The organism is Pseudomonas putida, assembly GCF_028682455.1.
Classification (GTDB): domain Bacteria; phylum Pseudomonadota; class Gammaproteobacteria; order Pseudomonadales; family Pseudomonadaceae; genus Aquipseudomonas; species Aquipseudomonas putida_AA.
In genome coordinates this window covers 731,571-752,395 of sequence record NZ_JANHLD010000003.1, presented here as the reverse complement: position 1 = coordinate 752,395, position 20,825 = coordinate 731,571, and the positions used below count along the sequence as shown (strand labels likewise).

Annotated in this window: 13 protein-coding genes and 1 tRNA gene; 9 read left to right on the top strand and 5 right to left on the bottom strand. The window is 63.1% G+C overall.

The window, feature by feature from the left end; genetic code table 11:
- Positions 1-28 precede the first annotated feature (28 nt).
- Entirely contained in the window at positions 29-1,924 is a 1,896-nt protein-coding gene (gene dibA, locus NPS58_RS20565; RefSeq protein ID WP_274117122.1) for a phosphodiesterase DibA, read from the bottom strand.
- 151 nt (positions 1,925-2,075) lie between these two features.
- Between dibA and desA the strand changes: the two genes are divergently transcribed.
- Both desA and NPS58_RS20555 read left to right on the top strand, forming a co-directional pair.
- Positions 2,076-3,260: a delta-9 fatty acid desaturase DesA gene (gene desA / locus NPS58_RS20560; protein WP_274117121.1), complete on the top strand. Its 1,185-nt coding sequence runs from the start codon at positions 2,076-2,078 to the stop codon at positions 3,258-3,260.
- 137 nt (positions 3,261-3,397) lie between these two features.
- Positions 3,398-4,387 carry a GGDEF domain-containing protein gene (locus NPS58_RS20555; RefSeq protein ID WP_274117120.1) on the top strand — a complete coding sequence of 330 codons (990 nt, stop codon included), beginning with the start codon at positions 3,398-3,400 and terminating at the stop codon, positions 4,385-4,387.
- A gap of 80 nt (positions 4,388-4,467) precedes the next feature.
- Here NPS58_RS20555 and NPS58_RS20550 read toward each other — a convergent pair whose 3' ends face one another.
- The 3 genes from NPS58_RS20550 to gabD all read right to left on the bottom strand — a co-directional run bounded on the left by NPS58_RS20550 (position 4,468) and on the right by gabD (position 8,722).
- Entirely contained in the window at positions 4,468-5,676 is a 1,209-nt protein-coding gene (locus NPS58_RS20550) for a response regulator (RefSeq protein ID WP_274117119.1), read from the bottom strand.
- A gap of 139 nt (positions 5,677-5,815) precedes the next feature.
- Positions 5,816-7,096 (bottom strand): 4-aminobutyrate--2-oxoglutarate transaminase, encoded by a 1,281-nt coding sequence (gene gabT, locus NPS58_RS20545; protein ID WP_028943828.1) that lies wholly within the window; start codon positions 7,094-7,096, stop codon positions 5,816-5,818.
- Between the two features lie 183 nt (positions 7,097-7,279).
- Positions 7,280-8,722: an NADP-dependent succinate-semialdehyde dehydrogenase gene (gabD, locus tag NPS58_RS20540; protein WP_274117118.1), complete on the bottom strand. Its 1,443-nt coding sequence runs from the start codon at positions 8,720-8,722 to the stop codon at positions 7,280-7,282.
- 259 nt (positions 8,723-8,981) lie between these two features.
- Between gabD and NPS58_RS20535 the strand changes: the two genes are divergently transcribed.
- Positions 8,982-9,058 (top strand) — tRNA-Arg (locus NPS58_RS20535).
- A gap of 64 nt (positions 9,059-9,122) precedes the next feature.
- On the opposite strand, the gene NPS58_RS20530 is transcribed toward NPS58_RS20535, so the two are convergent.
- Entirely contained in the window at positions 9,123-10,034 is a 912-nt protein-coding gene (locus NPS58_RS20530; protein WP_274117117.1) for a hypothetical protein, read from the bottom strand.
- A gap of 159 nt (positions 10,035-10,193) precedes the next feature.
- Between NPS58_RS20530 and NPS58_RS20525 the strand changes: the two genes are divergently transcribed.
- From NPS58_RS20525 to NPS58_RS20500, 6 genes are all read left to right on the top strand, one after another.
- Positions 10,194-10,328 carry a hypothetical protein gene (locus NPS58_RS20525; RefSeq protein ID WP_274117116.1) on the top strand — a complete coding sequence of 45 codons (135 nt, stop codon included), beginning with the start codon at positions 10,194-10,196 and terminating at the stop codon, positions 10,326-10,328.
- Positions 10,329-10,574: 246 nt separating this feature from the next.
- Positions 10,575-12,044: an SrfA family protein gene (locus NPS58_RS20520; RefSeq protein ID WP_274117115.1), complete on the top strand. Its 1,470-nt coding sequence runs from the start codon at positions 10,575-10,577 to the stop codon at positions 12,042-12,044.
- Positions 12,045-12,061: 17 nt separating this feature from the next.
- Complete coding sequence (locus NPS58_RS20515) at positions 12,062-15,145, top strand: virulence factor SrfB (RefSeq protein ID WP_274117114.1); 3,084 nt, start codon at positions 12,062-12,064, stop codon at positions 15,143-15,145.
- Positions 15,142-17,853 (top strand): virulence factor SrfC family protein, encoded by a 2,712-nt coding sequence (locus NPS58_RS20510; RefSeq protein ID WP_274117113.1) that lies wholly within the window; start codon positions 15,142-15,144, stop codon positions 17,851-17,853. Before NPS58_RS20515 ends, NPS58_RS20510 begins: the two co-directional genes overlap by 4 nt.
- A 4-nt stretch (positions 17,854-17,857) precedes the next feature.
- Positions 17,858-18,865 carry a hypothetical protein gene (locus NPS58_RS20505; RefSeq protein ID WP_274117112.1) on the top strand — a complete coding sequence of 336 codons (1,008 nt, stop codon included), beginning with the start codon at positions 17,858-17,860 and terminating at the stop codon, positions 18,863-18,865.
- Positions 18,862-20,820: a vWA domain-containing protein gene (locus NPS58_RS20500; RefSeq protein WP_274117111.1), complete on the top strand. Its 1,959-nt coding sequence runs from the start codon at positions 18,862-18,864 to the stop codon at positions 20,818-20,820. The genes NPS58_RS20505 and NPS58_RS20500 overlap by 4 nt, the downstream gene beginning before the upstream one ends.
- The last annotated feature ends 5 nt before the right edge of the window (positions 20,821-20,825 follow it).

Here is a 20,825-nt window from a genome sequence, read left to right as displayed (position 1 = left end):
GCCCGCGCCTACAAGTACGCAAGGGGCTTCAGAGCCAACGCAATTGCTGCGCTGGCACCGGCCGGCCAAACCAATAGCCCTGCCCCATCTGGCACTCGTGATCCAGCAGGAAGCGCGCCTGCTCGGCCTGTTCGATACCTTCGGCATGCACCTCCATGCCCATGCTCCGGCCCAGGGCGATGATCACCCGCACGATCGCGGCATCGTCCTCGTCGCTCGGCAACCCGGCGACAAAGCCCTGGTCGATCTTGAGCTTCTGTACTGGCAAGCGCTTGAGGCGCAGCAACGAGGAATACCCCGTGCCGAAGTCGTCTATGGCCAGGCGCAAGCCCAGCTCGCGCAGGCGATGCAGTTGCTCCAGTGCGACTTCGTGGTCCTCCATCACCGCGCTCTCCGTCACCTCAAGCTCCAGCAGGCCCGGATCGAGTCGAGTGTCATGCAGCACCTTGGCCACCTGCTGGTACAGATCGCGCTGTCCAAACAGGCGGCTGGAAAGATTCACCGCCACAAACTCCAGCTGCTGGCCGGCAGCCTGCCACGCCACCATCTGCGCGCAGGCCTGGTGCAGCACCCAGGTGTCGATGTCGGCGATCAAACCGGTGCGCTCGGCAATCGGAATGAACTCACCAGGCGGCACCAGGCCACGCTGCGGATGCTGCCAGCGTACCAGCGCCTCGACGCCGATCATCCTGCCGCTGCGCAGGTCATGCACCGGCTGGTAGTAGACCCGCAGTTCTTCCTGCTCCAGCGCCCGGCGCAGTTCACCGGCGGTCTCGACCCGCTGCTGGGCGTGGGCGGTCAGTTCCTCGGTGTACAACGCATACCCGGCGCGCCCGCACGACTTGGCCTTGAACAACGCCGAGTCGGCATTGCGCAGCAGTTGCTCGGCGCTCAGGGCGTCGCCGGGGAACAGGCTGATACCGATGCTGACGCTGATGAACAATCGCTGGGCATCGAGTTCGAATGGCTCCTTCATGCCGTCGATAATGCGTTGCGCCAACGCCGCCGCCTGCCCCACTTGCGGGCAGTTCTCGGCCAGCACGGCAAACTCGTCACCGCCCAGGCGCGCCAGGGTCACGCCGTTGCCCAGCAGGCTCTTGAGCCGTTCGCCCACCACCTTGAGCAATTGGTCGCCAACATTGTGGCCAAGGCCATCGTTGATGCTCTGGAAGTGGTCCAGATCCAGCAACAGCAAGGCGCAACCTCGCTTGTTGGCCTGGGCCGATGCCAGCGCCTGTTCGGCGCGGTCGTTGAACAGCAGGCGGTTGGGCAGGTCGGTGAGCGGGTCATGATGAGCCAGGTAGGCCAGCTCGCGCTCGCTGTGCTTGATCGCGCTGATATCACTGAACACCGCGACGTAGTGGCTCAATTCGCCACTGTCGTCGCGGATCGAGCAGATGGTCTGCCACTGTGGGTACACCTCGCCGCTTTTGCGCCGGTTCCAGATTTCGCCACTCCACTCGCCCTTCTCCGCCAGGGTGGCGAAGATCTGCTGGTAGAACGCGGGGCCGTGACGCCCGGACTTGAACTTGCTCGGACGCTGGCCGAGCACCTCGTCTTTCTCGTAGCCGGTGATCTGCATGAACGCGCGGTTCACATGCACGATCACTCCGTCGCAGTCCGTCACCAGGACACCTTCCAGCGTGCTGTCGAACACCGCTGCCGCCATGCGCAGGCGCTCGCGGTCCTCGCGACGCAGGCGCGCCCCCACGCCAATGAAGTTCAACAGCCGGGCACGGGAAGAGAAGATCAACAACGCGCTGCACAACACCCAGAGGTGGGCACTGAGCAACTGCCAGCGGGCCAGTTGCTGCGGATTATCGAAAAGACTGCTCAATATTTGATCAGACAGCGCCAGCCAGAGCACGGACAGCACCAGGTAAAGCGCCGCCATGCGCAAGGCGTCTCGAATGGAAGCAGACATAAGGTCCTGAACAAGCCCACTGAAAAAGTTGGGGGATTATAAGGTAGAAACATCCCGTGACCTCCTATCTAAAAGGCCGACTGGTTTTATTTGCCCGCGCAGGGATAATGCTTCCCTGCTGTTCCTTATGTTCTAGAGGGCCCCTACGCCTATGTGGTACCAAGGTTTGCTGAACTTGTCGGCGTGGCAACTGCTGGCAGTCACCCTGGTCATGACCCATGTGACCATCGTCAGTGTCACCGTTTACCTGCACCGTTATTCCGCCCACCGCTCGTTGGAACTCAACGCCGGGCTCAAGCACTTTTTCCGATTCTGGCTGTGGTTGACCACGGCGCAGAACACCCGCGAGTGGACGGCCATCCACCGCAAGCACCACGCCAAGTGCGAAACCGTCGACGACCCGCATAGCCCGGTGATCAAGGGCCTGTCCACCGTCCTGCGCAAGGGCGCCGAGCTGTACCGCGAAGAAGCGCGCAACCCGGAAACCCTGCGTATCTACGGCAAGAACTGCCCTGAAGACTGGATCGAGCGCAATCTCTATTCGCGCTACAAACTCGGCGGCATCGCCCTGATGGCGGTGATCGACCTGCTGCTGTTCGGCACCATCGGCATCACCATCTGGGCCATCCAGATGATGTGGATTCCCTTCTGGGCCGCCGGCGTGATCAACGGCCTGGGCCATGCCGTGGGCTACCGCAATTTCGAATGCCGCGACGCAGCCACCAACCTCATCCCCTGGGGCATCATCGTCGGCGGCGAAGAGCTGCACAACAACCACCACACCTACCCCAACTCGGCCAAGCTGTCGGTCAAGCGCTGGGAGTTCGACATGGGCTGGGCCTGGATCAAGTTGTTCTGCTGGCTGCGCCTGGCCAAGGTACAGCGGGTCGCCCCCATCGCCCACCGGGTCGAAGGCAAGGGCCAGCTCGACATGGACACCGCCATGGCGATCCTCAACAACCGCTTCCAGATCATGGCCCAGTACCGCAAGCTGGTGATCGCACCGCTGGTCAAGCAGGAGCTGGCGCGGGTCGACGATTCGGTTCGCCACCAGTTCCGTCGTGCCAAGCGCCTGCTGTCGCGGGAAACCAGCCTGCTTGAAGATCGCCATCACCTGCGCATCCAGACCATGCTAGAGCACAGCCAGGCGCTGAAGACCATCTACGAAAAACGCCTGGCCCTGCAGCAGATCTGGGGCCGCACCAGCGCCAACGGCCACGACATGCTGGCCGCCATCAAAGACTGGGTACACGAGGCCGAGGCCAGTGGCATCCAGTCCCTGCGCGACTTTGCCGCCCAGCTGAAAACCTACTCCCTGCGCCCTGCCCTGGGCTGATGCCGTTGATCGGTGTGCTTCGGCCCGGAGCACACCGCCTGGAACTTCACCAACTATTCTCACTCTGACTGGCATATCGCCCGCGTGGCGGGCCAGGTCGTGGCCGCCCACCTCAGTGTGAGAAAAGTTGCGCGCTCATGGTCAAGAAAAAACCGTCGTCCCAACCTTGCAATCCGCCCCCCGAAGCCGCCCAGACCCTGCTGGCGCTCATGCACGCCCAAGGTGAAGTCGCCCGCTTGAGTGAACGCGAGCAGTTGTTCAGTTCGCTGCTCGACAGCGTCAACGCCGTGCTCTGGGCCTTCGACTGGGAGTCGCGCCAGGTGCTCTACGTGAGCCCGGCCTACGAACGCATTTTCGGGCGTCCCGCCGGCCTGTTGCTGGCCGACTTCAACGAATGGCGCGACAGCATCTACCCCGACGACCTCGACTACGCCGAGCGCAGCCTGGCCGAGGTGCTGGTAAAGGGCGCCGTGGAAGACCGCGAGTACCGCATCATCGCCGCCGACGGGAAAATCCGCTGGCTCAGCGACAAATGCTTTATCAACCAGCAGGCCGACAACGACCAGCGAGTGATCGTGGTCGGCATGGCCGAAGACATCACCGAGAAAAAGCAACTCGAAGGTGAACTGCAACGCCTGGCCACCACCGATGTGCTGACCCAGAGCAGCAACCGCCGGCACTTCTTCGATTGCGCCCACCACGCCTTCGAAACCGCCCGGCTGGACGAAACGCCCCTGACCTTCCTGCTGCTGGATATCGATGACTTCAAGCAGATCAACGACACCTACGGCCACCAGGAGGGCGACTATGTTCTGCAGCGCATCGCCGACACCGGCAAGGCGGTGCTGCGCCGGGGCGACCTGTTCGGGCGCATCGGTGGCGAGGAGTTTGCGGCGGTGTTCCCAGGCTGTACCCCGCAGATCGCCCAACAGATAGCCGAGCGGTTGCAGCGGGAGATCCAGCGGCTGAGCTTCAGCCATGAAAACAAGACGTTCGGCGTGACCGTGAGCCAGGGATTGGCCGGCATCACCGACGCCGATGAAAGCCTCGACAGCGTGTTCGCCCGGGCGGACGCTGCGATGTACCAGGCCAAGCGCCAGGGCAAGAACCAGATTGTGACTGACTGAAAAGTATCGCTGGCAAGCCAGCTTCCACAAGGTTCACGCAATCCTTGTGGAAGCTGGCTTGCCAGCGTTTGGGCCGCCCTTCAGTCTTTGCGCAGGCGACCCAGCTCAGCCATCCCTACCTTGAGCAACCGCGCCGTCTTGCTCTCGGCCAACGCCTCCAGCCCCTGACCTGCCGGCAACCGCGCCAGCTGCCCGGCCAGGTTCATCACCAGTGCCTCGCGCGAATACACCCCGCCGCCCAACTGGTAGATCGCGGCAATCAGTTCACGCAGCTCCAGCGGCAAGCGCCAGCGGGTACGCAAGGCCGAACCGAAGGCCGCTGCAAATTCCGTCAGCGACCGCTCGATGGCTTCGTCATCCAGCTCGCCACCGGCCAGGCGCCACTCCTGCAAGCAGCGCAGCAGCGCCAGGTCGCCCAGGCAATGCAGCAACCCTGCGCAATAGCAGCGCTCCTGGTCCAGCTCGAGCATCCGCGCCAGGGTCCGGGCGAACTCGGCAGCATGCAGCGACAGTTCCCAGAAGTGCTCGGCATGGCGCGACAGCAGCGGGTCGCTGAGCCTGGCGCTGCGCTTCAAGACAAGGCCCAGGATCAGGTTCATGCTCTGGGTCGTCCCCAGCTTGTTCAGCGCCTGCAGCAGCGTCTGCACGGTGCCGTCACGGTGCAGCGTGGCACTGTTGGCCGCGGCGATCAACACGGCAGTGATCTGCGGATCGTTGCGGATCTCTTCTTCCAGCGTCTTTAGATTGAGCCCCTGGGGGTTGAGGCTGCGCTTGATCGCCTGCTGCACATCGGCCAGCAACGGGCCGCCATCGGCCGTGGCGCGGCGCCCCTCGAGAAACCGCGGCAGGGTCATGCCCGGTTGCAGCGGCACCACCGGGCAGGCGATTTCTTCACCCACCTTGACCAGCAGGTCTTCCAGGCGGTGACGCAAGGAATCCATGTTCAAGGGCTTGCTCAGGTACGCCGTGGGCGCGAACGGCAAGGCTTCGCGCACGCTGGCGCTGTCGCTGCGGTTGCTCATCAGAATGAACGGCAAGGCCGGTTGACGGCCCTTGGCCCGCACGTTGCGCAGCAGATCCAGGCCGTCGCCACCGGGCAACTCGCGGGCGGCGATGATCAGGTCGGGCTGGCACGACAACGCCGCCAGCGCCTGCGAGCCATCGGCGCAAACCTGCAAGCGTGCATCGCAGCGCACGCTCAGGAGCATCTGGCTCAGCATGTCCCGCACCCAGGGGTCGCCTTCGGCAATCAGCACGCAAGGTGCCTTGGCTGGGTTGGCAACGCTCATACTCGACTCTCCGATAATTCTCTACACGTCATCCAGTGCACCTTCCTAGGTGTCTCCTTACGGGGAACCTTAGCCCCCTGGCATTCCTTTGGGCGAAAAAAAACCCGCCGAAGCGGGTTTTCTTCTAGTGCGTCACAGTTTACGCGAGTTCTGCGAAGCACTCTTCGATGATTGCCAGACCTTGGTCCAGTTGCTCATCAGGCGAGGTCAGCGGAACCAGGATCCGCAGGACGTTGCCGTAGGTGCCGCACGACAGCAGGATCAGGCCCTTGTCGCGCGCCTTGGCCACAACCGAGGCCACTGCAGCGGCGTTCGGGGTGTGGGAACCGGCTTTGTCGAAGACTTCGACAGCGATCATCGAACCCAGGGCACGCACGTCACCGATGATCGGGTGCTTGTCCTGGATCTTGCGCAGGCCAGCGACCAGACGCTCGCCAACAGCCTTGCTGCGGTCCAGCAGTTTTTCTTCTTCGAACACTTCCATCACGGCCAGGGCCGCGGCGCAAGCGATCGGGCTACCGGCGTAGGTGCCGCCCAGGCCGCCTGGAGCGATGGCGTCCATGTACTCGGCCTTGCCGCACACACCGGCCAGCGGGAAGCCGCCAGCGATGGATTTGGCGAAGGTGGTCAGGTCGGGAGCAACGCCCATCTGTTCCATGGCGAAGAAGGTACCGGTACGGCCAGCGCCAGTCTGTACTTCGTCAGCGATCAGCAGGATGCCGTGCTGGTCGCACAGGGCACGCAGACGCTTCATGAACTCTTTAGGTGCAACGTAGAAACCACCTTCGCCCTGAACTGGCTCGAGGATGATTGCAGCGATGTCACGGGCTTCGGCGTCGTTCTTGAAAATGCGCTCGATGGAGGCGATCGAATCGTCGACGCTCACACCGTGCAGCTCGTTCGGGTAGATGGCGCGGAAGATGCCGCCTGGCATCAGGCCCATGCCGGCCGAATAAGGAACGACTTTACCGGTCAGGCCCAGGGTCATCATGGTACGACCGTGGTAGGCGCCGGTGAAGGCGATCACGCCGGCACGGCCAGTGGCGGCACGGGCGATCTTGATGGCGTTCTCGACGGCTTCGGAACCGGTGGTGACCAGCAGGGTCTTCTTGGCGAAGTCGCCAGGAACCTTGGCGTTGATCTTTTCGCACAGCTCGACGTAAGGCTCGTAGGCCAGTACCTGGAAGCAGGTGTGGGTCAGCTTGTGCAGTTGGGCTTCAACGGCAGCGATGATCTTCGGGTGCACGTGACCGGTGTTCAGTACCGCGATACCGCCGGCGAAGTCGATGAACTCACGGCCTTCGACGTCAGTGACGGTGGCGTTTTTTGCCGACTCGGCGAAGATCGGGTGGATCTGGCCAACACCGCGTGGAACAGCGGCGACACGACGTTGCATCAAAGATTCGTTGGTCTTGCTCATAATGTCCTCAATTCGCCACACGCAAGGTGGCGCGATTCAAGTCGGAGTGGCCGGTATTCAACTGCACGCAGCATGCGTTGATCGACTGCTGCAGGGGCCCTGGCCACCGGGTGTACGGTGTAAAAAGGCCAGCGGGACGTCGCTCTCGCGCCCCGCTGGCAGAGGTAAAGCCTTACGCTGCGATCAGACGCTGATGCACAGGTATTTGATTTCCAGGTAGTCCTCGATGCCGTACTTGGAACCTTCGCGGCCAAGGCCCGAGGCCTTGATACCGCCGAACGGCGCGACTTCGTTGGAGATCAGACCGGTGTTGATACCGACCATGCCGTACTCCAGCGCTTCGGCAACACGGAACACACGGCTCATGTCGCGGGCATAGAAGTACGAGGCCAGACCGAACTCGGTATCGTTGGACATGGCAATGACTTCTGCCTCGTCCTTGAAACGGAACAGCGGTGCCAGTGGGCCGAAAGTTTCTTCCTTGGCTACTGCGGCGTTCTTCGGCACGTTGACCAGTACGGTCGGCTCGAAGAAGTTGCCTTCGATCAGCTTGCCGCCGGTCAGTACCTGGGCGCCTTTGCCGACTGCATCGGCAATGTGCTCCTGGACCTTGGCGACCGCTTTCTCGTCGATCAGCGGGCCAGTGGTGGTGCCGTCTTCCAGGCCGTTACCGATTTTCAGCTTGGCCACAGCGGCCTTGAGCTTCTCGGCGAAGGCGTCGTAGACAGCATCCTGCACGTAGATACGGTTGGCGCAGACGCAGGTCTGGCCGTTGTTGCGGTACTTGGAGATGATCGCGCCTTCAACGGCCTTGTCCAGGTCAGCGTCGTCGAACACGATGAACGGGGCGTTGCCACCCAGTTCCAGGGAAACCTTCTTGATGTCCTTGGCGCATTCGGCCATCAGCTGGCGACCGATCTCGGTGGAGCCGGTGAACGACAGCTTGCGCACGATCGGGTTGCCGGTCAGCTCGCTGCCGATGTCGCCGGCGCTGCCGGTGACCACGCTCAGCACGCCAGCCGGGATGCCGGCACGCTGGGCCAGTTCGACCAGGGCCAGGGCGGAGTACGGGGTCTGCGAAGCAGGCTTGAGGACCATGGTGCAGCCAGCGGCCAGGGCCGGGCCGGCTTTACGGGTGATCATCGCGGCCGGGAAGTTCCACGGGGTGATCGCGGCGGTGACACCAATGGGCTGCTTGATAACGATCAGGCGCTTGTCTGGCTGGTGGCCTGGAATGGTGTCGCCATACACGCGCTTGGCTTCTTCGGCGAACCACTCGATGAACGAGGCGGCATAGGCGATTTCGCCCTTGGCTTCGGCCAGTGGCTTGCCTTGCTCGGTGGTCATCAGGCGGGCCAGGTCGTCCTGGTGCTCGATCATCAATTCGAACCAACGACGCAGCTTGCCAGCACGCTCTTTGGCGGTCAGTGCGCGCCAGGCCGGCAGCGCCTTGTCGGCGGCCTCGATGGCACGGCGGGTTTCGGCCGCGCCCATCTTCGGCACAGTGCCGATGATCTCGCCGGTGGCCGGGTTATTGACCTTGATGGTCTGACCGTTGTCCGCGTCCAACCACACGCCATCGATGAAGGCTTGCTGGCGGAACAACTGGGCGTCTTTAAGCTGCATGTCGGCTTCCTTAACGGCACCGTGCAGGCACGGGCGAATTATTGATTGTAGAAAAAGGAGAGCGTTTGAAATCTCAAACGAATCCTAGGATCAACGAACAGAAAGGACAATAGGGTGTTCGAAAAAAAGAACAAAAAGCGCTGTGCGGCGACTTTTTTCGGATCAACGACATCTATAGACAGCTGAGTGTGCGAAATCGACCACACAGATTCTGACGATGGACGCCGCTAGTCTAGATGGGTATCATGGCGCCCGCGTTGCACTCGTAGCTCAGCTGGATAGAGTACTGCCCTCCGAAGGCAGGGGTCGTGGGTTCGAATCCCGCCGAGTGCGCCATATAAATGAAAGGGCTCAGGTGAAAACCTGGGCCCTTTTTTTTTGCCTACGCAGCCCCGCCTCTTCAGCCCTGGGGCTGGCCCTCGATCAACTGCCCTTGCACCGGCGCCTTGCCGTGCAGCGCCGAGTAGGTTGCCAACTGCCCCAGGCGTCGCTCCAGTTCCATCAACAGCCGCTTGCGAGTGGTGGTCACCTCGGTCTTGTTGAACAGCCCGGGCTCGACCGTGTACAGGTTGAACATCTGGTTGATCTCGGCCGCCGAGGCCACGCTGTAGTTGGCTTCGGCGTTGTGGTTGTAGAGCGCGACCATTCTGCCGTTGTTGCTGTCGGCAGGGCGTGCGAACAGCATGCTGACGTACTGCCCTTCACGGATGCGCACGTTGCTGTTGTTGAACTGGAAGCAGGCTTCCTTGCCGTCGTCCAGGCGAACCCAGAACTCGTGCTCCTGCACTTGGTGACTGCTGACGTGCATCGACGACGAGCTGCCGCCGACCGATCCATAGCCATTGATCATGTAGCCGCCACCGGAGTGGTGCGAATGGCTGGCGCTCAGGTGCGTCTGGTTGCGCTTCTGGGTGTCGAGTACCTGGCCGCTGACCACGAAGAAACACAGCTGGCGGTCGTAGTGGTTGAACGGCTCGTCGATAAAGTTGGGGTCTTCGGCCGACAGGCTGATGTCGTACATGGTACGGATCATTTCGTCGCGGGCAGCCTTGTCATGCTTGGCGCGCTCCTTGAGCTCGGCGCGGCGCACCTTGGCGTCGTCGATCGCCTTGAGCGCCTGGGCCTTGAGGATCGGGGTCTTTTCGTTGGCATAGGCGGCGGCCTTCTCGGTCGCTTCCTTGAGCACCGGCGCCGCCTTCTGGCCGGCCTCCACTGCCAACTCCTTGGCCTTGGTCAGTGCCTGGGCCGCCTTGGCAGCCAGTTCGGGGTTGGCGTCGACGGCTTTCTTTTTCAGGTCATCCCAGAGACTCATTCTCTATCCTCTCAACGCTTCTTCTATGAATACGCCGCGCATGGCAGTGCGCCATCAGTCTACCTGTTGGCTGGGCCAGGAATGTCAGATTTTATTTCGAGCACAGTGAAAGGGCTGGCTGTTTGTACGCCCTAGGAAATACCCGACCTCGCCTGTCGAATGCCGTCTGATTGTCCCCGGGAATTCGACGACATCGACCCGGCCCACAAGGGCTTTCCCTGGTCCACCCTGCATTCGGTAGAAATGGCCAAGGGGCTGGTGGATGCGTTGCTCGATGGCATAGAAGACAGCTGACCGTAGCAGCGACGGTGCGACGTCTCGACCTGCCCCGCGATGCGATTTGACTGTCTGATCGCCATCGCGGGGTAGCCCGCTTCTACCCGATTCAGCCCATTCGAGGGCTACCTTGCCAACCAATAGCAAAATGCCATCCATTTGAATTGACGCCCTCTGCGCATGCCGTTAGTGTTGCTCAACATTTCTGGCGCCTCCTTTATGACGCGTCCGAGCTTATTGGAAGAGCGAGAAGGTAGGGCAAGGATGCGCGGAGTACTGCTACGCAGCGGTAAAAGTGAGTCGTTTACTGCGCTGGGCGAAACCGGCCAGCCGGTGTACCGGGCCGCCTTGCAGCTGCGCGAAGCCATTCGGCGCAAAAATCCCGACCATCCCGAATTGGTTGAACACCTTGCCATTCCGCAGTCGGACGAGCGCGGCAGTACCATCGACTGGTACAGCGACCGCCCCGGCGATGTGATTCCCTGGAGTAGTGCCACCGAAGAAGAACGCGCCCCTGCACGCGCGGAACTGGAGGTGCTGCAACGCAAGATCAACGAACTGAGCAACGACCTTCTCGGCCTCGACGCCAATGGCCAGCCGCTGCCCGGCAGCAAGCCCGGCGCCCAGGGCGATCGCACGGTGTTCGGCAAGTTGCTGACCTGCGTGGTGCCCTTCCCTGACGAGAACTTTGTCTATCTGGTCGACGGCAAGCCGGTACTGACCTTCTGGGGCTTTATCCACGCCGGCGCCGAGCGCAGCCGCCAGCCCCTGCACTGCCTCTACCCCAGCACCGCGAAAGCGGCCGAACCTGTCGCCCCTGCACCAGCAGCCCCTATCGCGCCGCCAGCGCCTGCGCCAGCGCCGGTGATCGCCGAGGTTGCCAGGCGCCCCTGGTGGCGTCGCTGGATGTGGCTGTTGCTGCTGTTGCCGCTGCTGGCCCTGCTGCTGTTCGGCCTGCGCAGCTGCTGGCCAGGCCTGGGCCTGGGCGGCCTGAACGCCCCGGCGTTCGACGTGCCCGGGCAAAACCTGCCCGCAGACGGTGGCGTAACACACCTTGGCCTGCCTGGCGGCAACGGTTTGTCGGTGACCGGTCACGGAGCAGGCACAGGCACGGGAACTGGCGCGGCACTGCCGGCAGATGGCACGGCACCCGGCACGCAGAACCCACTCGGCGGCGCCCCCGAAGGCGCTATACCGCCAGCGACGGAACCTGGGGCGTCCAATTCACCCGGTGCCCCCGAAACCACTCCTCCAGAAGCCGGTACAGAGCACCCCGCAGCCGAGGCACCTCCCGCAGAGCTCCAGGCACAACAGCCTCCGGCACCGCCCGAGCTGCCACCTGACGCGCAGGCGCAGGCGCAGGCGCCCCAGCTGACCATTCCGCCCGAGGCCGGCGACGGCGCGGCAGACTTTCTCAACGGCAAGTACAACGGTGCCGGCATCCAGGAAGTCGGCACCGGCAAGTCGCTGCGCCTGAAGTACGACTTCCAGAATGGCAAGGGCCAGGCCACGGTCAGCCGCTCCGATGGTGTGCGCTGCAATGCCCCGGTGGCCGCCTCCATGAGCGGTGGCACGCTGTCGATCAACAGCGAAGGCCAGGCGGCCTGCGCCGATGGCAGCAGCTACGAACTTCCCCAAGTGAATTGCAAACCCGGCGCGCAAAGTGTCGCCGACTGCAAGGGTAACTACGGTGCGAAAGACTTCGACATGCTGATGAAACCAGCCGGCCAATAACACGAGAAACGCAGAAGATGTTGCCTGAAATCACCCAGTTCGAAGAAACGGTCACGCTGGTCAGTGACACCGGCATCCAGTTCATGGATTTCGCCCTGCACCTGGGCCCCGATGGCGAGCAGGCCGGCAAGTTCGTGCAGCTCAACAACGGTATGGTCCCCACCCGTCTGCTGTGGTCCAAGGAGTACAAGGACTTCTACGAGCCGGAGCCGGAAAAGGTGGTCCAGGTGGAGTTCGACTCCAGCGAAGACACCCACTTTCGCCTGAGCATGGAAGAAAGCCTGAAGCTCTTCGATGGCGTCTGGCTGCCGATTCCCTTCCTGCGTTTCATGCCGCCCTATCGCTTCGACGAGGGGCCGAACAACTGGGCGCGGATGCGCCTGGTGAAGTTGCCCGAGCCGGATATCGACGGCAACACCCACCGGCTGACCCTGGCCTTCGACAGCCGCATCCTGCCGACCCTCAATGGCGCCGCATACCTGGCCCCCAACGAGGAGGACGTACGCTCAGGCGTGGCCTTCAAGATTGCCTGCAGCGCCCGCGAATACGGCTGGTTCCTGACCCAGAGCTGGATTCGCGAATGGTTGACCGAGCTGTACACCGAAGCCCGCGCCGACTGGACCCGCGAGCGCCTGGACCGCGACCTGCAGGGTAATCGCCACCTCGGCCACTACCTCAACCTGCTGAGCTTGTTGCGTCGTCCGGTCCCGGCCGAGCAAAGCAGCGAGAAGCCCAAGGTCGAAATCCCGGAAATCCGCGTGGTGGCCAACGATGTCCAGGGCGTTGTCCGCCCGATCCCGGTCGACCTGGTGCTGGACGTCGGCAACTCGCGCACGTGCGGCATCCTGATCGAAGACCACGGCCAGGCCGGCTCCGGCATGCAGAACAACTATGTGCTTGAACTGCGCGACCTGTGCGAACCGCAGCACATCTACAACCAGGCCTTCGAAAGCCGTGTCGAGTTTGCCCAGGCGTACTTCGGCAAAGACCATTGCTCGATCAAGAGCGGGCGCCACAACGCCTTCCAGTGGCCGACCATCGCCCGCGTCGGCGGCGAGGCCGGGCGCCTGGCCAGCCGCCGCCGCGGCACCGAGGGCTCGACCGGCCTGTCCAGCCCGAAACGTTACTTGTGGGACGAGAAAGCCTACGGTCATGGCTGGCGTTTCAACGCCTCCTACGTGAAGACCGACAAGGAGCCGCTGGCAACCGCCGCGCCGTTCTCGCACTTGATCAACGACCTCGGCCAGGCCCTGTACCTGCCGCCGAAGAACGACATGCCGGTTTTCACCCCGCACTATTCGCGCAGCAACCTGATGACCTTCATGCTCGCCGAAGTCGTGACCCAGGCGCTGTCGCAAATCAACAGCCCGGCACAGCGCTCGCGCCAGGGCCACGCCCGGGTACCGCGCGTGCTCAACAGCATCACCCTGACCGTGCCGCCTGGCATGCCCCAGGCAGAGCGCAGCATCCTCAGCAATCGCATGTTCGAAGCGGTCGGCCTGGTATGGAAAAGCCTTGGCTGGCATGAAGGCGAAAGCAACCCGTTCAAGGACAAAAGCATCACCCCGCGCACGCCGTTGCCGAGCATTCGCGTGGAGTGGGACGAGGCCAGTTGCGGCCAGCTGGTGTACCTGTACAACGAGGTAATCGAGAACTTCGCCGGCCACCCGGAAGAGTTCTTCGAAACACTCGCCCGCCCCGACAAGACCGAGGCCGAACAGATCACCCTGGCGACCATCGACATCGGCGGCGGCACCACCGACCTGGTGATTACCGACTACCGCCTGGACCGTGGCAACAACGGTGGTGGCAACGGCGCCAACGTACACATCGTGCCGGAGCAACGCTTTCGCGACGGCTTCAAGATTGCCGGCGATGACATCCTCCTGGATGTGATCCAGGCATTCATCCTGCCGTCGTTCAGCCGCGCCCTGCAGCAGGCCGGGGTATACGCCCCGGATGCACTGATGTCGCGCCTGTGCGGCAACGGCGAGGCCAGTGCCCAGGAGCGCGTACTGCGCCAGCAACTGAACCTGCAGGTGTTCGTGCCGCTGGGCCTGGCCTTGCTCAAGGCCTACGAGCACTACAACCCGGAAACCCCGCTGCCGGTCGTTGAGCAGAGCTGGCAACAGCTGCTGGGCGACGCCGTCGTCAGCGACAGCGTGCTGGAGTTCGTCAATGCCGCCGTGCGCCGTGAGGTCGGCCGCGACGGCACGCTTGAGCTGCTGGACACGCCGTTGGCGCTGGACCTTGAAAAGGTCCACGACGCCTTTATCGGTGGGCAGATCAACATCACCAAAGTGCTCAGCGAGCTGTGCGAAGTGATCTCCCACTACAGCTGCGACGTGTTGCTGCTGACCGGACGGCCGTCGCGCCTGCCGGGTATCCAGGCGTTCATTCGCCAGCGCCTGCCTTTGCCCCCGGGGCGCATTCTGCCGCTGCAGAACTACCGTACGGGCGGCTGGTACCCGTTCCACAAGAACGGCCTGATCGATGACCCGAAAAGCACGGCGTCGGTCGGGGCGATGATCTGCCTGCTGTGCGCCAAGCACAGCGTGCCGAACTTCTACTTCCGCACCGCCGCGCTCAAGCCCTACTCGACCATCCGCCACTTCGGCCAGATCGACAACGCCGGCACCATCAAGCATGCCGACGTGCTCTATCACAACCTCACCTCCAACAAGGGCCGCATCGAGCTGCCTGTGGTCGGTGAAGGCGATGAGCGCGGTACGCCTTGGCTGGAGATGCGTGGCGACATGCACCTGGGCTACCGGCAACTGGCTGCCGAACGCTGGTCGGCATCACCCCTCTACACCTTGCGTTTCACCCCCCGTGGCAGTCGCAACTTCTCCCAGGCCCTGGGCAAGGGTGGCAAAGCACCGGTGCTGCGCCTACGCCTGGCCGTCGAGGAGCCATCGGATTTGCTCCTCGAGCAAGGACTGATCAGCGACAAGCTGGTGATTTGCGACCTGAAATCGAACATCCAGGATGCCGACTTCGACTTCGAACGGGATCTTGAGCTCTCACTCAACACCATGCCCAACAGCAACCTGAGTGGCAGTGACTATTGGCTCGACAGCGGGAACGTCAAAGGAAAATGAGCAATCTAACGCCGAAGCAGCAACAACTGATGGGCGCTTGGGGCGCCGTACACAAAGGCGCCGACGAGGCGCTGGCGTGGATTGACCAGGTCCGTGGCAACGCCGCCAGTGTCGAGGCCGAGGCCGACGGCCTGAGCCTGCGCCTGCACCGGGCCCGCAACCGGGCCAGAGACCTGCAGCAGGCCGCGGCAACGCCGATGGTGATCGGCTTTTTCGGCCTGTCCCAGGCGGGCAAGTCGTACCTGATCTCTTCGCTGGCCGCCGACACCAGCGGCAGCCTGATGACCGAACTCGGCGGCAAGCCCATCGACTTCCTCAAGCACGTCAACCCCACCGGCCTTGGCAAGGAAGCCACCGGTGTGGTGACCCGCTTCACCCGCTGGGCACAGCCAAGCCCCGACGCCAGCTTCCCGGTGCAGCTCAAGCTGTTCAGCGAAATCGAAGTGGCCAAGGTCCTCGCCAACACCTGGTTCGAAGATTTCGACCAGGAACGGCTCGACTACGAGTTCACCGAAGAGCGCATCCAGTCGGCGCTCAAGGCGTTCGAAGGCCGCGAGGCAGAAAACCTGCAGCCCGGTGTCACCGCCGATGACGTTGTCGCGCTGTGGGACTACCTCAAGGGCAACTACGAAAAGTCGGTGCGCAAGCTGGCCGACACGTACTGGCCACGGGTGATGAAACTGGCCCCGCGCCTGAACTACCGCCAGCGGGCCAAGCTGTTCTCGATCCTCTGGGGCGAGCAGGACCTGCTGACCGAGACCTACGAGCAACTGGTCGGCGCCCTGCAGAAAATGGGTTTCCCGCAGACCGTGTACGCACCGCTCAGTGTCCTGGTCCATGAGGTCGATGGCGTGTTGGTCCAGGTCCACAACATCATGAACGTGGACATCCTCGGGCGCCTGGGGACCGGGCGTGATGTGTCGGTGAACGTGTTGCCGGTACGCGACGGCAAGCCGCAGTCCAGCACCGGCCTGACCGTGGCCCAGCTGGCGGCACTGACGGTCGAGATGACCTTCTGCCTGAGCAACCAGCCCAAGGACCCGGTGGTCAAGGAGGTCGACCTGCTCGACTTCCCAGGCTACCGCACGCGCCAGAAACTGCTGCGCATCGAAGACGCCGCGAGCGCGAGCGCGGTCGAAGAGATCAACCCGATCGCGACCCTGCTGCTGCGTGGCAAGGTGGCGTACCTGTTCGAGCGCTACAGCGACTCGCAGCAGATGAACGCCCTGGTGCTGTGCACCACCACCAACAAGCAAAGTGAAGTGGTGACCGTCGGCCCGGTGCTGACCCGCTGGATTCACAACACCCAAGGCGCCACCCCCAAGGAGCGCAGCAAGCGCGCGCCTGGCCTGATCTGGGCCCTGACCATGCTCGACACCTTCGTCGGCAGCACCCTTGGCCTGGAGAAAGCAGCCTTGCCCGAAGGCTGCGAGAACATGATCAAGCTGACCATGGTCGAGCGCTTCGGCAACCTTGAATGGATGAAAGACTGGTCTGGCCAGCCCTTCAACAACACCTACCTGGTGCGCAAGCCGCGCCGCGAGGACACCGCCTTCGTCGATCTGGATGCCGACAGCGGTGACGAAGGCCAGTTCACCCCCCGGCATGTGGCGCGCCTGGACGACCTCAAGCAGTGCTTCGCCGCCAACTCGTCGGTGCAGCGTCATGTGAAGGAGCCGCAGGAAGCCTTCCAGGCGATGCTCGGCCTCAACGATGGCGGTATCACCCGCTTCAGCAACAGCTTCACGAGCGTCGCCAATATCGACTTCAAGCTGACCCGCATCGAAGAGCAACTGGAGCAGTGTCGTACCGACCTGCTGGAACACGGTTTGTATGTGTGGCGCGAAGAAGACTTCGAGCAGTTGCTGGACAAGAAACGCCAGAAGACCCAGTTCTTGCTCAATAACCTGGGGGCCGATCCCGATGCCATCGGTGAGCTGATCCATGCACTGCAAGTGCCGGTCGAAGAGCTGCGCGACCTGTACCTGGGCGGCATCTACAACATCGAGGGCCTGGATGCCGAAGCCGAGGCAGAACCCGAGCAGCCCTTCAATGCACCGGCCAACCTGGCGCCGGCGCTCAACTTTGGCAACCTGTTCGCCACGCCCCAGGCCGAACCTGTCGCTGCGCCCAAGCAAGCCCTGACCCAGCGCCTGACCGCCGAGCAGCGCTTTGCCCGCGCCGCGCTCAAGGCCTGGATCAAGCACATGCGCGACCTGGGTACGCGCCCGCTGCTGCTGCAACGCCTGCGCCAGAAAAAGGACGTGGTCGAAGCCCTCACCGAAGAGCTGATCAGCGCGGTGCGCAGCAAGACCTTCATGGCGCAGCTGGACGAGGCCGTGACCCATCGCGCGCAGGGTGGCGTGCGCCGCGAACAGATGGTGCAGCGCCAGGTGCTGGCGGTACAGCTGGCGATGCGCGATTTCCTCTCGTGGTTCGGCCTGCTGGCCAAGCCTGAGGCAGAGCGCCCCAAGTGCCTGCTCGGCGCTCCGGCACCGGTGTTCAGCTTCTATCGCTCGGTGCCTGCGGGCGAGTTGCCGATCTTGTCGGAGCAGCCTTCGCATCAAGAGCAGCGTTACCAGGTGGATTGGTTATCGGGCCTGGCCTGGCTTACCCAGGAAAACGCCAAGAGTGGCGCCGACCCCGAAATTACCACCGAGCAACGCCGCCAGCTGGCGGTCTTGCTGAACACATTCGAAGCGAGTTGATTGCATGGGTATCAGAGTTGATGTGCTGCCGTTGAGCGAAAACACCCCTGGGCAGGGGTGGTTGCGGATCAGCGGCTGGGAAGAGGCCAGCGAAGGTCTGGTGTACTCGGTGCAAAGCAGCCAGACCCGCGATTTCCTGCAGCCTGGAAAACAGTGGAGCAATGTTGCCCACTGGTTCCCGCTGTCGGGCCTGGTTGCGGTGGACGGTGCGCTTCAGGTCCAGGTAGGCCCTGACTTTGTCGACCCCCTGCTGGCCGCCAGCGGCAGCGCCAACTTTCGCTTCGAGCTGAACAACCCGAACCTGGGCGAGAGCGAAGTGACCATGGTTCGCCTGGACAAGCACCTGGTCTCGTCGATTGCCTGGACCGGCGCGAAAGCCCCCGAGCCTGCGCCAGCGCCTGCACCGACGCCTGCACCCGCACCTGTGGCCCGGGTCGAAGCGCCTGCACCGGTGGTCGAAACGCCGGCCATGCCGGAACCTGCGCCAGAACCCACCCAGGCGGCCACGCCGCCGGTTGCCGCGACAAAGATCAATCGCCTGGTATGGCTGCTGCCACTACTGGCACTGATTGTTACCGGAGGCCTCTGGTGGTTCATGCAAAAGCCCGCCATGGTCGATGCCGCACCCGCACCCACGCCGCCCCCACCGGCCCCGCCGACCGAGGCGCAGGCCTGCACGCTGGAAAGCATGCAGAGCCAGCCGGAACTTGCCTTCGTCCAGGCCTGCATCCAGAAGGCACCGGGCAGCGCCGCCCTGCTGGAAGTGATCAACCTGGCCAAGGCCAACAACCACTGTGCGGTCGCCCAGCGCTTGTATGCCAACCGCGCGCAAGGGGGCGACATCGAGATCGCCAGCGCCTATGCCCGCGAGTACGACCCCAAGTACCTCCAGCCAAGCGAGTGCTTCAAGGCACCCGACAACGCCACTGCCGCGTACTGGTATGAAACCATCCTGGCGTTTGACCAGAACAATGCCGAAGCCAAGCAGCGCTTCGAGGAGCTCAAGCAATGAGCCTGCCACTACGCGGCCTGGCCGCTGCCCTGTTGGCCATAAGCCTCAGCCCGGTGGTGCAGGCGGCCGACCAGCCGTTGCTTCAAGCCGGCAAGAAGACCTTGTTCCAGCGCGTGCTGACCACGCCCAGCTGCAAGCTCGGTAGCGCCGCAGGCGATGCCGCCGGTACTGCCCAACCGGCCTTCAGCCGCTTCTACGTTTACGAACGCAGCACCGTGGGCACGCAGGAATGGCTGCGGGTCGGCCCGGACACTCAAGGCAAGAGCATCGGCTGGTTGCCGGGCGATTGCACCGTCGAATGGAAGATGCAACTGACCCTGGCCTTCACCAACCCGGCCAACCGCGACCGCTTGATGTTCTTCAAGGAACGCAGCCAGTTGGAGGGGATCCTCGATGCCCCGGACCCGGTCAGCCAGGTCGCCCCGCTGCGCGCCAAGCTCAAGCAGGGCGCCGATGCGCCCGGCGTCCTGGCCCAGGAACCGGAATACTTCGTCGACCTGCAAAAGAACTTCTACCTGCTGCCAGTGCTCAGTGGCGAAGAGGTGATGACAGAAGAGGGCTTCCGTACCCGTATTCTCAACGTCGCCTCGGTGAGCAAGGCCGACGCCGCCGGCAACGCACCGGCCGCCAACCCTGCCGTTGCCGCCAAGACCCAGATGAAGGCGTTCAGCGCAGCCGTGGTGTTCGTCATCGACTCGACCATTTCCATGGACCCGTACATCGATCGCACCCGCGAGGCGATCAAGCGCGTGTACACGCAGATCGAGAAGGAAAACCTGGGCAAGCAGGTCAAGTTCGGCCTGGTTGCCTACCGTTCCAGCACCACGGCCGTGCCGGGGCTTGAGTACGTGAGCAAGATGTACGCCGACCCCAACACGGTGAAGGACGGTGCCGACTTCATGGCCAAGGTCGCCGACCTCAAGCAGGCCAAGGTTTCGAGCAAAACCTTCGATGAAGACGCCTATGCCGGTGTCATGCATGCGGTGGACAAGGTCGACTGGAGCCAGTTTGGCGCCCGCTATGTGGTGCTGATCACCGACGCCGGGGCCATCGACGGCACCGACAAGCTGTCGGGCACGGGCCTTGGCGCAGAGCAGGTCAAGATCGAAGCCAGCAACCCTGGTGTCGCGCTCTACACTCTGCACCTGAAAACCCCCAGCGGCATGAAGAACCACAGCAGTGCCGAGGCACAGTACCGGACCCTGTCGAACTACCCGGGCACCAACACCTCGCTCTACTACCCGGTCAACGCTGGCGACGTCGAAGCCTTCGGTCGCAAGGTCGACGGTCTGGCGGCCGCGATTACCCAGCAGGTGAAGTCGGCCTACCTGGGCGAAGACGCCATCGGCAGCGCCACCCATGCCAAGGTCGACCCGGGCGAGCAGAAGATGCTCGAAGACGCTGCCCTGATCGGCCACGCCATGCAACTGGCCTACCTTGGCAAGGCCACCGGTACCCAGGCTCCACCGGTGTTCCAGGCCTGGATCAGCGACCGCGACCTGATCAAGCAGAACTTGCCGACCACCGACGTGCGGGTGCTGCTGACCAAGGCCCAGCTCAGCGATTTGAGCGATGTGCTCAAGCAGATCGTCGATGCGGCCAACGAAGGCATGATCTCGCCAAGCGAGATGTTCACCCGCCTGCGTTCGGTGGCCGCGACCATGGGCGCCGACCCGAACCAGCTCAAGCAAGGGTCCACCACCCGCGTGGCCGACCTTGGCGTGCTGGGCGAGTACCTGGAAGACCTGCCGTACCAGAGCGAAGTGCTCAACCTGGATGAAGAAACCTGGAAGGGCCTGGACGGGCTGGCCCAGGAGAAATTCATCCGCAACCTGAGTACCAAGCTGCGCCATTACCAGCGCTACAACGCCGACGTGGACCGTTGGGTAGCCCTGGCGCCCGGCAGCGACAGCCGCGACAACGTCTACCCCGTCCCGCTTGAAATGATGCCCTGAGCCCC